Consider the following 13,360-nt stretch of genomic DNA (forward strand, 5'->3'; position numbering starts at 1 on the left):
TTTCAGCGTTTGTTTCTGAGCTGGCCCCGGGTGGAACAGGCGCGGCCAATCGCCGACCCCACCCCCGCCTGGCACCCCTCCCCCTCCCGAAAAGGGGACCCACGACTGCGGAAAAACTGCGTCACTCGTTCATGTTCAACGCGCCGAAAGGGCCTTGATACGTGTGCCCGGAAGGGTCGATTGATTTGTTATCAATGGGCCCAACGATGCGCAGCGCTTGTGCGCCAACGGCATCGGCTTCGATCGTGATGGGTAGGTCGCGCATGGGTCGCTGCGAGACGCGATTGCGTGCATCGGTGAGCGCACCATTGATGTCCACGCGCTCCACGGTGATGTCCAGCTTGTCGCGCAGTAGGCCGAACACACGCATCTTCAGCTCGAGGAACTTAGCCACCGCGCCGAACTGCTTTACGCCCTCAGCCGCCACAATCTTTGCGTCAAGCTCCACAACTGCTGTACGCGCCCCGTAATCGGCTTCCTGGCACAACGCTGCAGCGATGCGCTGTAGCTCGGCGCGCACCGCCTGGTTCTCGTGGGTGAGCTGGTAGGCGGCGTGCTTCGCGGACCTTGCGGGGTATCCAGCCGCGATGGCCGCCTCGGTTCCAGGCTTCCCGGACACGAGTGCGGCAATAAATTTGCGCTGCTTGGGGTTCAAATCACGCGGCATAGTCACCCAATAACCTTGGTTACTCACCGATAACCACCGATACTTGCAGGTCGGTACATGTCGGTATGACTATGATTATACAGGCTTTTTAAGGCATCATGCTTCGATCGCCGTGCGCACCGAAGCCCTCGTGCGCGCACGAGGGGTCGGTAGTTAGCTGGGTATCCGCACCGTTTTTAATATCGCGCCCGCGTTGCGCCGATCGTGTGCTTTGCCGTGTACTCGGCAAGTGCTTCCGACGAGTACAGCACGCGGCTGCCGAACTTGGTGAACGCCGGCCCTTGCCGAAGATTCCGCCAGTTCTCTAAGGTGCGTGGCGAGATCCGGAGCATGTCGGCGACCTCTTTGGTGTTGTAATACATGACTGCACTCACGACACACACCTGATCGTGTTGGCCGCCGCGAAGGCCGACAACGCCTCCGACGAGTACAACACGCGCGAGCCGAACTTAAGGAAGGTCGGGCCTTGCCGCAGGTTGCGCCATTTCTCCAGGGTGTGCGGCGACAGCTTCAGCATCGCCGCCGCTTCCTTGGTGGTGTAGTAAAGCTCCTTGCTCATACAGCTACCGCAGAAGCCATTACGGGAAGGCCGTGTAGGTCGAAAGTGATTTCGCCAGCTGCCGGCTCCTCGTCGAAGGGAGCGAGCGTCGCGTCCATCAGCGCCTGGAGATCGCCGACGTCGACCATTGGACGGGCGGTAAGGGCGACGCGCGCGGCAGTACCTGCGCGTTCGAAATCACTCTGATTGGAGAATGCCCAATCAGCGACTAGCGTTTTAGTGAGGTTGATGGTGAGCGTGTACATGACGGTATCCCTCGGTACGCGGAGTGGTCCGCAGGTACAAGCTAGTGTTGACATCCCGGTGACCACAAGCCCCCTGAAATATCAACAAAACGCCTTCCTTAAAAGCCTTTCCGGTGACATTTTCTCACCTCGTTAGATGGGGGTCCGGATGTGCGTGGACCGAGGCGTATAGAGTGGACTGGCTAGACCCATTGGCGCACAACACTTAGTCCAGGAGGTCCAGGAGGTCCACCCTAAAATAAAGTTATGGGATGAAAGCCGGACTCACTCTGCGCTGGCTTGAGCGAGGACCTTGCGGAGACTGCCGGCCAACACTGCTGCGGCGAATGCCAAAACACGGCGGCCCCCCTGGACCTCCCGGCCAGCCCTTGCGGCACAACGGGACGCGGGATCGTTCGAAGTCCCACCCGTCCACGGGTGGCCGGACTCCCAACCCGCCGGGTTGACGCATACCTAGCCTGCGTGTGGACGTCTATTCCCGGATACACCCCGCGTTTTTGGGTGGTGAACGCGGGAACTGGTGATATAATGTCCTCGCTATCCGGCCCCGCGGCCATCTTCTTTTCTACTCGCGGGTGTCTGCTGAACGACCGAGGCTTTAATCGTGCGGCCCGCGGGGTCACCGCCTCCTAAGTCGAAGCAGTAGTCGCCTCGATCAATCGTTAACCGACTGAGATATCCAAACAGCAAACCGTTGTCCCGTTCGATGTCCGGACGGGGTGATCGTTGGTTTGTTTCTCCTTCGGCCGATTGATCGAGGCGTTCCCCGCCTGGATCAATCGGTCACCTGCCCCACTCAAGGTGCCGACCATGACCCACCAAGCTCCGCCCTCCCTCGTGCAGTTCGACCGCCCGGTCACGTTCCCAGCACTTAAGCGGGATTACGGAATCCCCTTCAGCCGCTGGCACATTCTCGATCTTGAGCGCCGTGGCGAGTTCCCGAGGCGCTTTATGCTCTCCTCGAGGACCTGCGCTTGGCTCCACGGCGAGCTCGTGGAATACCTTAACAAGCGCATCGCTTCCCGGAACACGCCTCCCGCCGAGGTGCGCGAATGAGCACGGTCCTGCTGGCTCGACTGATTGAGGCCGCACCCGGCGTCCACGCTTGGAGCGACGGCGGCCCGACTCGCATATCAGATAAGCCCGGCATGCTCTACGCGGTCCGCCTGTTCTTTGACGTGCTCGAGGAACCGGACGGGCGCGCCGGCGTGCGGCTCGATCTACTCCCACGTGAATACGTCACCAAGAGCGGCAAGCAAGAATGCATGCCGGAAGGCCACCGTATCTTCTGCATGACGGAGGAACGCGAAGACTGTGACCTTCGGTATTTCATTGAGATCGTCGAACCTCAATCCCTCTCGCGAAAGTCGAACTTCAGTCGTCTCGTTGAAGCCTGCGAGCATCACGGCCTCAATGCTGACGAATCCTATTATCGCGAGTACGACGCGTACGATCTTGGCGAGCTTCGCCAGCAGCTCGCGCAACGCCGCCGCCAATTGATTCGCGAAGACGCTTACGCAGTCCGGGCGTGCGATCGGGCCGAGGCCAGGGAAGATTGGCCCAACGGGAAGGAGAACGTCACCTGGCTCGACGGCATGCGCGGTTTCGAGTTCGGCGATTGGGTGGAAATCACAGTGCAGTATCGAGGAGTGGAACAGGAATGACGGACATCAGCGACGTCCTTGCGCTCGCACGTCAGGGTTTTCACATGTTTCCGCTTTCCCCGGGCGCCAAGACGCCAGCCATCCGCGCGTGGCAACGGCTGGCGTCACGCGATCCTGCGAAGATCAAGCGCTGGGCCGCCCAGCATGCTGGCTGCAATTGGGGCATTTTCACAGGCAAGTACGGCGACGATGCCGCGCTCATCGTGGTTGACGTGGACATTAAGCCGGAGCGATTCGGCAAGAGGGCCAAGCACGGCAACCACTCTGTCCTGGCCTTGGAGCTGGACGGGTTCGATTTCCCGAACACTCTCGAATGCGTCACGCCGTCCGGTGGTCGTCACCTGGTTTATCGCGTTGATCGTCCTGTCCGCCAAGGCGTTGACGTCCTGGGACCATCCATTGACATCCGAAGTCATGGAGGGTACATCGTCGCGCCAGGCTCGGTAACAGTTGAGGATGAAGCCACCGGCACCTTTGCGGGCAAGTACTTCGTGGATCGTCCTAGCCGGCCGCAGATCGCGCCAGAATGGATCGTCGCCAAGTGCGGCGAAGTGCGTGCAAGGTCAAAATACCGCGGGGTAAATCCTCGAGTCGACGTCGACCGAGCGCGCAAACGCGCCAGAGATTGGCTGCGTTTCGAAGCCCCCGAGGCCATTAGCGGCGCTGGCGGCAACAACACGACATTCTTTGTCGCGGCCGAGCTCAAGGATCTCGGCGTGACGCCGGAGGTCGCGGCCGAGCTGATGACCGAGGAGTGGCACGACGGCTGCGGCTGGACTGTCGAGGAGCTCGAGACGATCGTCGGAAATGCATACCGACACGGTCATAACGAACACGGCTGTAAAGCGCCGGAAGCACAGTTTGAACCCGTTGAGATCGATGATTCCCATGACGACGCGCGGAAGCTCCCCCCGCTCCACGAACTCAATCGCCACTACGCACTCGTCAGCCACCGCGGCCAGGTGAACATTTACCGTGAGCAAGTGCAGGACAACGGCCAACACTGCTATTTCCCAATGAAGGCGGGGAGTTTCGAGCTGGCCTTGCAGTCGAAAAAGCTCGACGGCAAGCCTCTCTCCAAGGAGTGGAAGGAGTGGCCGCTACGCCGTGAGTACAATCGTGGACTCGAATTTGCGCCGGGGCAGTCTGTTGCCGACGGCGTGCTAAACCTCTGGGGCGGTTTCGCAGTTCGAGATGAACCGGGCGACTGGTCCCTATTCCGGACGCACATCCGGGACAACGTCTGCGGCGGTGATTCCGCCGTCGACGAGTACGTAATGAACTGGCTCGCGCACCTAGTTCAGAAGCCGCATCAGCCGCCGGGCGTCGCGATCATCCTGCGCGGTCGACAGGGATCGGGCAAGGGTGTGTTCGCCAAGATTCTGGGCGATATGTTCGGCGAGCACTATTTGCCCTTGCAAAAGGGCGATCACTTGACCGGCAAATTCAATAGCCATCTAGCGTGCAAAGTGCTGGTCTATGCGGATGAAGCCTTCTTCGTGGGTGATCGCGAAGCTGAGCCAGCACTAAAGGCCATGCTGACCGAAGAAACCTTCCTCATGGAAGCAAAGGGTTTCGATGCCGTCCAGATTCGCAACTGTGCGCACGTCATCATGGCTAGTAACGATGACTGGATCGTGCCGGCATCACACGACCAGCGCCGATACTGCGTAATCGACGTGTCAGACAGGTATAAGAACGACGCCCTCTATTTCGATCCGATCTTCGCCCAGATGAGGGAGGCCGGGGGTACGGCGGGAATGCTGCACGACCTTCTGCGCAGGGATATTTCTGAGTTTCGCCCGGTCAAGTTCCCGCAAACCGCCGCCACGGCTGATCAGAAAATATCCAGTCTGAAGGGGCCGTCGCGCTGGCTTTACTCTGCCCTGTGCAACGGATGGCTTGCCGGTCACAGCTGGGATGACGAGCCTGTTCGCGTACAGAACTCAGAAGCCTACATTGCGTACAGCACCTACGCGAAGGAAATGCGGGAATACCGTCCGGTGCAGGAGTCGAAGTTCTGGCAGGTGCTCACTGAAATCATCAAGGGGGAGTTTCCCAAAGTGCGCCTTGCGGGAGAAGGTCGGCCGAGGGCCCGGATTTTCCCGCCGCTCGCTGATGTGCGTAAAGCCTTCGAGGACTTCCACGGCACCCCCGGGCTGCTTTGGGGTGACAGCTGATGGCCGCCCCCCTTTGTCCTGCCCTCGTCGCCTTGATCGAAGCGCTTGCCCGGCGTGCCGTACAGGATTATCTGACAGCGCAAGCCGAGGCCCGGCGGGCTTTCGGGGAGGTGGTGACAAATCGTCCTCTCTTGTTGTCACCACGCTTCGCCTCCTAGAGTCCGCTCGATGAAGACAGCCGCCTACGCCCGCTACAGCAGCGATAACCAGCGCGATGCTAGCCTGGAAGACCAGTTGCGCAACTGCCGAGCCTATTGCGCGCGCATGGGCTGGCCCGAACCAGTCGTCTACACAGACGCCGCGGTCAGTGGCGCGCGGCTTGATCGGGAGGCCTACCAGCGCCTGCTGGCCGATGCCCACCGCTTCGACGTGCTGCTGGTCGACGATCTCTCCCGGTTCGGCCGGGACAGTGCCGAGCTGACCATGACCATCCGGCGCCTAACCTTCGCGGGCGTCAGGCTAATCGGCGTAAGCGATGGCGTAGACACGCAGCGGAAGTCCCACAAGGCTGACGTCGGCCTGCGCGGACTGATGTCGGAAATGTACCTGGACGATCTCGCCGACAAGGTCCACCGCGGGCTCACGGGGCGCGCGCTCTCGGGCGCGAGCGCGGGCGGCCTGCCGTACGGTTATCGGGTCACCGCCGTGGGCCAAAGGGCGATTGACGAGGACCAGGCAGCCGTCGTCCGCCGCATATACGCCGAGTACATCGCGGGCGCCAGCCCGCGGGAGATCGTCACCGGGCTCAACCGCGACAAGATCCCCTCCTCCCGCGGCGGCGACTGGTACGTGTCGGCTGTCTTCCCCGACCGAAAGCGCGGCATAGGCATCCTCGCGAACCCCATCTACGCAGGCCGACAGATATGGAACCGCAGCCACTTCGTGAAGCACCCCGACAGTGGCCGCCGCTTGCGCCAGTCTCGCCCCGAGACGGAATGGGTAATCACGGAACGCCCCGACCTGGCGATCGTCGATTCCGCTATTTGGGACGCCGCCCAAGCTCGTGCGTCTCGAGCAGCTCCCCGCGGACCTAAGCCTGGGATGCGGCAAGGAGGGCCGGGCCGCCCTATGCGCCACTTGCTTAGCGGCATCCTACGCTGCGGGCAGTGCGGTGCCCCGATGGTTATCGTGGACCGCTACCGCTACGGCTGCTCGGTTGCCAAGGACCGAGGGGCCTCGGCATGCTCAAGCACGCTCAAAGTGCCACGTGAGCCTGCAGAACGCGCCCTGTTAGCCGCCGTGCAAGCGGAGCTGCTTACCGAGGAAGCGTACAAGCGATTCGCCGCGGCGGTCATCGCCGAGCTAAAGCGGGCGGCGCCGGATACCGAGGGCGCGAAGCGTCGGCTCGCTGAGGTCGAAAAGATTCAGGCGAACATCATGGCCGCGATAAAAGCCGGGGTTCTCACCCAGAGCACACGAGAAGAACTTGTCCGGGCGGAAAGGGAAGTCGAGGTAGCACGCGCTGACCTCGCGACCGTTACGGCGTTCCAGCCAACGCAGATATTGCCGCGTGCGCGGGAGACTTGGCGCCGGCTTGCAACCGATCTAGCGGACGGCGGCGACGCGCGCCTGGCACGGGAGGCTCTGATCGAGTTGATCGGCGAATCCGTGCACGTCACAAAAGAAAACGGCGCGATCCTTGGAAAGATCACGCCGTCTCAGATAAACCTGGTAGCGGGGGTAGGATTCGAACCTACGACCTTCGGGTTATGAGCCCGACGAGCTGCCAGACTGCTCCACCCCGCATCAGAGTCAGCAAGTATATGGATGTGGCCGGATTCTTGCAAGCCCTTTTCTTACGTTCGTGTGAAAAAAGGTTCTGTGGGAGCCGACCTTGTCGGCGATCCCGCGGCAGCGGGCCAAGTTTCGGCAAGCACCCATCGCCGACAAGGTCGGCTCCCACAACAGCTCCTGCGGCATCGCCGACAGGGTCGGCTCCCACCAAAGCCTCCTGCCTCCACAAAAAAGAAAGGGCGCCGGGTTATCGGCGCCCTTCGATCTTTCCCCTGCCCCGCGGGATCAGCCGGCGAAGGCTCGCTGGCACCATGCCAGCAGCGGTGCCCAGGTGAAGCCGAGGACCAGCAGCGCGAGCGCGTTGATCGACAGCACCCAGCGGGCCGGTGCGTCGGCGGTGGCGCGGACGTCGGTGCCTTCGGCGGGCTGGTCGAAGTACATGACCTTCACCACGCGCAGGTAGTAGTACAGGCCGATGATCGCGAAGACCGCACCCACCAGGGCGAGCCAGAGCATGCCCGCGTCGACGGCCGCCTTCAGCACCAGCAGCTTGCCGAAGAAGCCGAACAACGGCGGCACGCCGGCCAGCGAGAACATCACCAGCAGCATCAGGAAGGCGAACCACGGCGAACGCTGGTTGAGGCCGCGCAGGTCGTCGATCTCTTCGCACTCGAAGCCCGAGCGCGACAGCACGAGGATCATGCCGAAGGCCGCGGCGCTGGTCAGTGCGTAGCTCACCGCGTAGAACATCGATGCGGAATAGCCTTCCGGACCGGCGTTCACCAGGCCGAGCAGCAGGTAGCCCATGTGCGAGATGGTCGAATAAGCCAGCAGGCGCTTGAGGTTGGTCTGCACGATGGCGACGAGGTTACCGATCGCCAGCGAAAGCACCGCCAGTACGGCGAGCATCAGCTGCCACTGCGAGGCCAGGCCGGTCGCGCCACCCGCGGCATCGCCCATGCCCGTGGACAGCAGGCGATAGGCCATGCCGAACGCGGCCAGCTTCTGCGCCGAACCGATGAACACGGTCACGGCCGTCGGCGAGCCCTGGTAGACGTCCGGAATCCACATATGGAACGGAGCGGCGCCCAGCTTGAAGCCGATGCCGACGATCATGAAGACCAGGCCGAACAGCAGCAGGGTCTTCCACTCCGTGCCGACGATGGCCGCATGGATCGTGTGCAGGTCGAGGCTGTGCGTGGCGCCGTAAACCATGGACATGCCGTACAGCAGCATGCCCGAGGCCAGCGCGCCCAGGACGAAATACTTGATCGCCGCTTCCGAGGAAAGCTGCGAATCGCGGTTCAACGCCACCAGCGCGTAGGACGACAACGTCAGCAGTTCGAGGCCGAGGTAGACGGTGACCAGGCTACCGGCCGACACCAGGAACATGATGCCGACGGTGGCGAAGATCGTCAGCGTGTAGAACTCGCCGAACGGAATCGCCCTTTCCTTCAGGTAGGGACGCGCGTAGACGAAGATCACCGCCGTGATCAGCAGCGAGAACAGCTTCAGGACCTCGGCCACGCCGTCGCGGACGAACATGCCGCTGAAGGCCGTGACCGGCGACGCGGGCTGGCCGCTGACGACGAGGTAGGCGCCGATCAGCAGGACCAGGATGGAAAGCCAATGGACCGTGCCCTTCTGGCCCGGCTTGAGGTACGCGTCCAGAAGGAGCAGCACGCAAGCCGCGACCACGAGGTAGACCTCGGGAAGCAGGATCAGGATGTCGTTGATACTCGGCATGGATAGTTCCCGCTCAGACTTTGGTGATGGCCAGTTGCTCGACGATACGAGCGACCGAGGCATCCATCAGGTGGACCAGCGGCTCCGGCCAGATGCCGAGGATCAGCACACCGGCGGCGAACGCGCTCAGCATGAAGATCTCGCGACCGTTGACGTCCGTCAGTTCCGCGACGTGCTTGTTCGTGACATCGCCCCAGAGCACGCGCTTGACCATCCACAGCGTGTACGCGGCGCCGATGATCAGGGTGAACGCGGCGAACAACGCGATCCAGGGATTGGCGCTGAACGAAGCCAGGATGACCATGAACTCGCCGACGAAGCCGCTGGTGCCCGGCAGGCCGCTGTTGGCCATGGCGAACAGCACGTAGAACGGGGCGAAGATCGGCATCACGTTGATGACGCCGCCGTAGTCCTTGATCTGGCGCGTGTGCATGCGGTCGTAGAGCACGCCGATGCAGCTGAACATCGCGCCGGAGATGAAGCCGTGCGAGATCATCTGCACCATCGCGCCCTGCATGCCCAGGCGCGCGGCCTCGGGGTTGTTCGTCTCGCGAACCAGCAGGAAGGCGATGAAGATGCCCAGGGTGACGAAGCCCATGTGCGCGATGGACGAATACGCCACCAGTTTCTTCATGTCCTGCTGGACCAGCGCCACGTAACCGATGTAGCAGACCGCGATGAGGCTGAGCACGATGACCAGCCAGGCGAAGTGATGCGAGGCGTCCGGCGTGATCGGCAGGCTGAAGCGGAGGAAACCGTAGCCGCCGATCTTCAGCATCACCGCCGCCAGCACCACCGAACCGCCGGTAGGCGCTTCCACGTGGGCATCCGGCAACCAGGTGTGCACCGGCACCATAGGCACCTTGATCGCGAAGCCCAGCAGGAAGGCGAAGAACAGCCAGCTCTGCTCGGTCATCGTCAGGTGGACGTTGGCCATGTCGGCGATGGCGAAGCTGCCGCCGGTCTTGTGATACAGGTAGATCAGGCCGATCAACATGAAGATCGAGCCGAAGAACGTGTAGATGAAGAACTTCAGCGTGGCGTAGACGCGGCGCGGGCCACCCCAGATACCGATGAGGACGAACATCGGGATCAGCATGGCCTCGAAGAACACGTAGAACAGCAACGCGTCCGTGGCGCAGAACACGCCGATCATCATGCCTTCGAGGATCAGCATCGCCGCCATGTACTGGTGCGGCTTGTTCTGGATGATCTCCCACGCACCCACGATCACGAGGATCTGGACGAAGGTGGTGAGGATGATCAGGGCGACGGAGATACCGTCGACCGCCAGCGAGTAGTTGATGCCCAGCGACGGAATCCAGCTCATCGATTCGCCGAGCTGGAGGGTACCCGTGGAGGCATCGTAGGCAGGCAGGAGGGCCAGGCTGGCGGCGAAGGTGGCGACCGCGACCAGCAGCGAGATCCAGCGGGCGAGGCCTGGGCGACCGGAGCCGGCCAGCAGCACCGGGATGGCGCCGACGACCGGGAGCCAGATCAGCAGGCTGAGCAAGTGATTCGACATAGAGCTCGTTTCCCTTATTGCCCGATCAGCCAGTACCCGCCGAGGAGCAGGATAAGACCGAGGATCATGGCGAACGCGTAGTGGAAGAGGAATCCGGATTGCAGGCGGCGGGTGCCGCTGGCGATGCGCTGCACGAGGCCGGCCGAGCCGTTCACGATGGCGCCGTCGATGATGGCGGCATCGCCCACCTTCGACAGGCCTTCACCCAGCTTCACGCCACCCTTCGCGAACACCGCGAAGTAGAGTTCATCGATCCAGTACTTGTGGTTGAGCAGCTCGTACACCGGCTTCAGCGCGCTCTTCGCCTTGTCGGCGACGGACGGGTTGAACAGGTAGACGTAGGTGGCCACGGCGAAGCCCGCGAAGGCCAGCCAGAACGGCGCGGCCGTGAAACCGTGGAACGCCATGTTCAGCGCGCCGTGGAATTCATGCGCGAGTTCGCCGAGGACGTTGTTCGCCTCGTTCACGTGGATCGCCTTGCCGAACCAGTCGCCGAACAGCATCGGGCCGACGGTGAAGAAGCCGATCAGGATCGAGGGGATGGCCAGCAGCACGAGCGGCACGGTGACGACCCACGGCGATTCGTGCGGCGCATGTTCCAGGATGCCTGGCTCGTGATGCGGGTCTTCCTTGTGCGTATCGCCATGCGCGTCGTCGTGCGACGCATGCGCATCGTGATGGGCGTGGCCATGGGCGACCGTGAAGCGCTCCTTGCCGTGGAAGGTCATGTAGAGCAAGCGGAAGCTGTACAGCGAGGTGACGAACACGCCGGCCAGCACGCAGAAGTAAGCGTAGCCCGCGCCCCAGCGATGCGACTCGCCGACGGCCTCGATGATGGCGTCCTTCGAATAGAAACCCGAGAAGAACGGCGTGCCGGCCAGGGCCAGCGAGCCGATCCACATCGTGATCCAGGTGACCGGCATGTACTTGCGCAGGCCGCCCATGTAGCGCATGTCCTGCTCGTGGTGCATGCCGATGATGACCGAGCCGGCGCCGAGGAACAGCAGCGCCTTGAAGAAGGCGTGGGTCATCAGGTGGAAAACGGCGCCGCTATACGCGGACACGCCCAGCGCGACGGTCATGTAGCCCAGCTGCGAGAGCGTCGAGTACGCGATCACGCGCTTGATGTCGTTCTGCACGATACCGATCAGGCCGGTGAACAGGGCCGTGGTCGAACCGATCACCAGAATGAAGGACAGCGCGGCGTCGGTCAGCTCGAACAGCGGCGACATGCGGGCGACCATGAAGATACCCGCGGTCACCATGGTGGCCGCGTGGATCAGCGCCGAGATCGGCGTGGGGCCTTCCATCGAGTCCGGCAGCCACACGTGCAGCGGCACCTGGGCCGACTTGCCCATGGCACCGATGAACAGCAGGATGCCGATCACCGTGGCGGCGTCCCACGCGTGGTTCTGCGTGATCTGCAAGGTCTTGCCGACCAGCTCCGGAGCGTGGTCGAAGGCCGTCTGGTAGTCCAGCGTGCCCATGAAATACAAGATCGCCGAGATGCCGAGCAGGAAACCGAAGTCGCCCACGCGGTTGACCAGGAAGGCCTTGAGGTTGGCGAAGATCGCCGTCGGGCGCTTGTACCAGAAGCCGATCAGCAGGTACGAGACCAGGCCCACCGCTTCCCAGCCAAAGAACAGCTGCATGAAGTTGTTGCTCATGACGAGCATCAACATGGAGAAGGTGAACAGGGAAATGTAGCTGAAGAAGCGCTGGTAGCCCGGGTCGTCCGCCATGTAACCGATGGTGTACAGGTGCACCAGCAGCGAGACGAAGGTCACCACCACCATCATCATGGCGGTGAGGCGGTCGACCATGAAGCCCACCGAGGCGTGGTACTGGCCGATCTGGAACCAGGTGTAGATGTCCTGGTTGAAGTTCTGCGCGCCGCCCCAGACCAGCTGGTAGAGCACGTAGAACGACAGGCCGCAGGCGATCGCCACGCCGAGCAGCGTGGCGGTGTGCGCCCCTGCCCGGCCGATCACCTTGCCGAACAGGCCGGCCAGGATCGAACCCACCAGCGGCGCGAGGGCGATCGTCAGCAGGATTGAAAGCGAGAGACTCATCGGATCAACCCTTCATGCTGTCGATTTCGGCGACATTGATCGTGCTGCGGTTACGGAACAGCAGGACCAGGATCGCCAGGCCGATGGCGGATTCCGCCGCGGCCACGGTGAGGATGAAGAACACGAACACCTGGCCGCCCACGTCGCCGAAGAAGCGCGAGAAGGCCACGAAGTTGGTGTTCACCGCCAGGAGCATCAACTCGATCGCCATGAGCAGCACGATCACGTTCTTGCGGTTGATGAACAAGCCGGCGACGGCGATACAGAAGAGGATCGCGCCGAGGACGATGTAATGGGAAAGCGTGATCACGGGGTGTTCTCCTGCGGCGGCACGACGACCGGGGCCGGGCTGACGGAAGCCATCTGTTCGCTGGCCACCTTGACCACGCGGACGCGGTCGACGGCGTTGACGGCCACCTGCTGCGCGGCGGTCTGATGGCGTACACCCGCGCGCTGGCGCAGGGTCAGGGCCACGGCGGCCACGATACCCACGGTGAGGATCAGCGCGGCGATCTCGAACGGCAGCAGGAACTCGGTGTACAGGGCCTGGCCCAGCCACGCGACGTTCGACTCACCGGCCGGGTTGGGACCGAGCGTATGGGCGTGCATGGCCTTGACGCCGATCATCGCCAGCATTTCGACCAGCATGACCAGGGCCACGACGATGCCCACCGGCAGGTAGCGGATGAAGCCCTCGCGGACCTGCTCCTGCTTGATGTCGAGCATCATGACGACGAAGAGGAACAGCACCATCACCGCGCCGACGTAGACCACGACGAGGGCGATGGCGAGGAACTCCGCTTCGGCCAGCAGCCAGACGCAGGCCATGCTGAAGAAGGTCAGCACCAGCGAGAGCACGGCGTGGACCGAGTTCCTCACGGTGATGACCATCAGCGCGCCGATGACAGATACGGCCGCGAAGAGGTAGAAACAGATGAGTTGGAGCAGATCGTTATTCATCGCATAGG

The 13,360-nt window shown here is 62.5% G+C and carries 13 protein-coding genes and 1 tRNA gene; 4 read left to right on the forward strand and 10 right to left on the reverse strand.

Going from position 1 to position 13,360, the window contains the following annotated elements; translation table 11 throughout:
- Positions 1 to 121: 121 nt before the first annotated feature.
- The 4 genes from AB6730_RS07200 to AB6730_RS07215 form a co-directional block, all read right to left on the reverse strand.
- A complete protein-coding gene (locus AB6730_RS07200) occupies positions 122 to 667 on the reverse strand; it encodes a terminase small subunit (protein WP_371022977.1) in 546 nt (181 codons plus the stop codon).
- A gap of 176 nt (positions 668 to 843) precedes the next feature.
- Positions 844 to 1,029 (reverse strand): helix-turn-helix domain-containing protein, encoded by a 186-nt coding sequence (locus AB6730_RS07205; RefSeq protein ID WP_371022978.1) that lies wholly within the window; start codon positions 1,027 to 1,029, stop codon positions 844 to 846.
- 8 nt (positions 1,030 to 1,037) lie between these two features.
- Positions 1,038 to 1,226 carry a helix-turn-helix domain-containing protein gene (locus tag AB6730_RS07210; protein WP_371022979.1) on the reverse strand — a complete coding sequence of 63 codons (189 nt, stop codon included), beginning with the start codon at positions 1,224 to 1,226 and terminating at the stop codon, positions 1,038 to 1,040.
- Positions 1,223 to 1,471, reverse strand: a complete 249-nt coding sequence (locus AB6730_RS07215) for a hypothetical protein (protein ID WP_371022980.1) — start codon at positions 1,469 to 1,471, stop codon at positions 1,223 to 1,225. Before AB6730_RS07215 ends, AB6730_RS07210 begins: the two co-directional genes overlap by 4 nt.
- A gap of 810 nt (positions 1,472 to 2,281) precedes the next feature.
- On the opposite strand from AB6730_RS07215, the gene AB6730_RS07220 reads away from it, so the two are divergent.
- The 4 genes from AB6730_RS07220 to AB6730_RS07235 all read left to right on the forward strand — a co-directional run bounded on the left by AB6730_RS07220 (position 2,282) and on the right by AB6730_RS07235 (position 7,028).
- Complete coding sequence (locus AB6730_RS07220; RefSeq protein ID WP_371022981.1) at positions 2,282 to 2,527, forward strand: helix-turn-helix transcriptional regulator; 246 nt, start codon at positions 2,282 to 2,284, stop codon at positions 2,525 to 2,527.
- Complete coding sequence (locus AB6730_RS07225; protein ID WP_371022982.1) at positions 2,524 to 3,135, forward strand: hypothetical protein; 612 nt, start codon at positions 2,524 to 2,526, stop codon at positions 3,133 to 3,135. The genes AB6730_RS07220 and AB6730_RS07225 overlap by 4 nt, the downstream gene beginning before the upstream one ends.
- The gene (locus AB6730_RS07230) at positions 3,132 to 5,315 is read left to right on the forward strand and encodes a bifunctional DNA primase/polymerase (protein WP_371022983.1); all 2,184 of its coding nucleotides are present in this window, start codon (positions 3,132 to 3,134) and stop codon (positions 5,313 to 5,315) included. Before AB6730_RS07225 ends, AB6730_RS07230 begins: the two co-directional genes overlap by 4 nt.
- Before the next feature lie 168 nt (positions 5,316 to 5,483).
- Positions 5,484 to 7,028: a recombinase family protein gene (locus AB6730_RS07235; protein WP_371023070.1), complete on the forward strand. Its 1,545-nt coding sequence runs from the start codon at positions 5,484 to 5,486 to the stop codon at positions 7,026 to 7,028.
- Here the strand turns inward: AB6730_RS07235 and AB6730_RS07240 are convergent.
- From AB6730_RS07240 to AB6730_RS07265, 6 genes are all read right to left on the reverse strand, one after another.
- A tRNA-Met gene (locus AB6730_RS07240) sits at positions 6,985 to 7,061 on the reverse strand. The two genes, AB6730_RS07235 and AB6730_RS07240, sit on opposite strands and share 44 nt — an antisense overlap.
- Before the next feature lie 273 nt (positions 7,062 to 7,334).
- The gene (nuoN, locus tag AB6730_RS07245) at positions 7,335 to 8,795 is read right to left on the reverse strand and encodes an NADH-quinone oxidoreductase subunit NuoN (protein ID WP_371022984.1); all 1,461 of its coding nucleotides are present in this window, start codon (positions 8,793 to 8,795) and stop codon (positions 7,335 to 7,337) included.
- Between the two features lie 13 nt (positions 8,796 to 8,808).
- Positions 8,809 to 10,320 carry an NADH-quinone oxidoreductase subunit M gene (locus AB6730_RS07250; protein WP_371022985.1) on the reverse strand — a complete coding sequence of 504 codons (1,512 nt, stop codon included), beginning with the start codon at positions 10,318 to 10,320 and terminating at the stop codon, positions 8,809 to 8,811.
- Positions 10,321 to 10,334: 14 nt separating this feature from the next.
- Positions 10,335 to 12,392 carry an NADH-quinone oxidoreductase subunit L gene (gene nuoL, locus AB6730_RS07255; RefSeq protein WP_371022986.1) on the reverse strand — a complete coding sequence of 686 codons (2,058 nt, stop codon included), beginning with the start codon at positions 12,390 to 12,392 and terminating at the stop codon, positions 10,335 to 10,337.
- A 4-nt stretch (positions 12,393 to 12,396) separates the two neighbouring features.
- Positions 12,397 to 12,702 (reverse strand): NADH-quinone oxidoreductase subunit NuoK, encoded by a 306-nt coding sequence (gene nuoK, locus AB6730_RS07260; protein ID WP_036112219.1) that lies wholly within the window; start codon positions 12,700 to 12,702, stop codon positions 12,397 to 12,399.
- Complete coding sequence (locus AB6730_RS07265; protein ID WP_371022987.1) at positions 12,699 to 13,352, reverse strand: NADH-quinone oxidoreductase subunit J; 654 nt, start codon at positions 13,350 to 13,352, stop codon at positions 12,699 to 12,701. The genes nuoK and AB6730_RS07265 overlap by 4 nt, the downstream gene beginning before the upstream one ends.
- Positions 13,353 to 13,360: the final 8 nt, after the last annotated feature.

The organism is Luteibacter sp. RCC_6_2 (assembly GCF_041360655.1).
Lineage (GTDB): Bacteria > Pseudomonadota > Gammaproteobacteria > Xanthomonadales > Rhodanobacteraceae > Luteibacter.

What these genes read in the sequence shown, in the direction of transcription:
- AB6730_RS07200 (WP_371022977.1), bottom strand. Translation starts at nt 667, where the DNA reads ATGCCGCGTGATTTGAACCCCAAGCAGCGCAAATTTATTGCCGCACTC.
- AB6730_RS07205 (WP_371022978.1), bottom strand. Translation starts at nt 1,029, where the DNA reads ATGTATTACAACACCAAAGAGGTCGCCGACATGCTCCGGATCTCGCCA.
- AB6730_RS07230 (WP_371022983.1), top strand. Translation starts at nt 3,132, where the DNA reads ATGACGGACATCAGCGACGTCCTTGCGCTCGCACGTCAGGGTTTTCAC.
- AB6730_RS07235 (WP_371023070.1), top strand. Translation starts at nt 5,484, where the DNA reads ATGAAGACAGCCGCCTACGCCCGCTACAGCAGCGATAACCAGCGCGAT.
- nuoL (WP_371022986.1), bottom strand. Translation starts at nt 12,392, where the DNA reads ATGAGTCTCTCGCTTTCAATCCTGCTGACGATCGCCCTCGCGCCGCTG.
- AB6730_RS07220 (WP_371022981.1), top strand. Translation starts at nt 2,282, where the DNA reads ATGACCCACCAAGCTCCGCCCTCCCTCGTGCAGTTCGACCGCCCGGTC.
- nuoN (WP_371022984.1), bottom strand. Translation starts at nt 8,795, where the DNA reads ATGCCGAGTATCAACGACATCCTGATCCTGCTTCCCGAGGTCTACCTC.
- AB6730_RS07225 (WP_371022982.1), top strand. Translation starts at nt 2,524, where the DNA reads ATGAGCACGGTCCTGCTGGCTCGACTGATTGAGGCCGCACCCGGCGTC.
- AB6730_RS07210 (WP_371022979.1), bottom strand. Translation starts at nt 1,226, where the DNA reads ATGAGCAAGGAGCTTTACTACACCACCAAGGAAGCGGCGGCGATGCTG.
- AB6730_RS07215 (WP_371022980.1), bottom strand. Translation starts at nt 1,471, where the DNA reads ATGTACACGCTCACCATCAACCTCACTAAAACGCTAGTCGCTGATTGG.
- AB6730_RS07250 (WP_371022985.1), bottom strand. Translation starts at nt 10,320, where the DNA reads ATGTCGAATCACTTGCTCAGCCTGCTGATCTGGCTCCCGGTCGTCGGC.
- AB6730_RS07265 (WP_371022987.1), bottom strand. Translation starts at nt 13,352, where the DNA reads ATGAATAACGATCTGCTCCAACTCATCTGTTTCTACCTCTTCGCGGCC.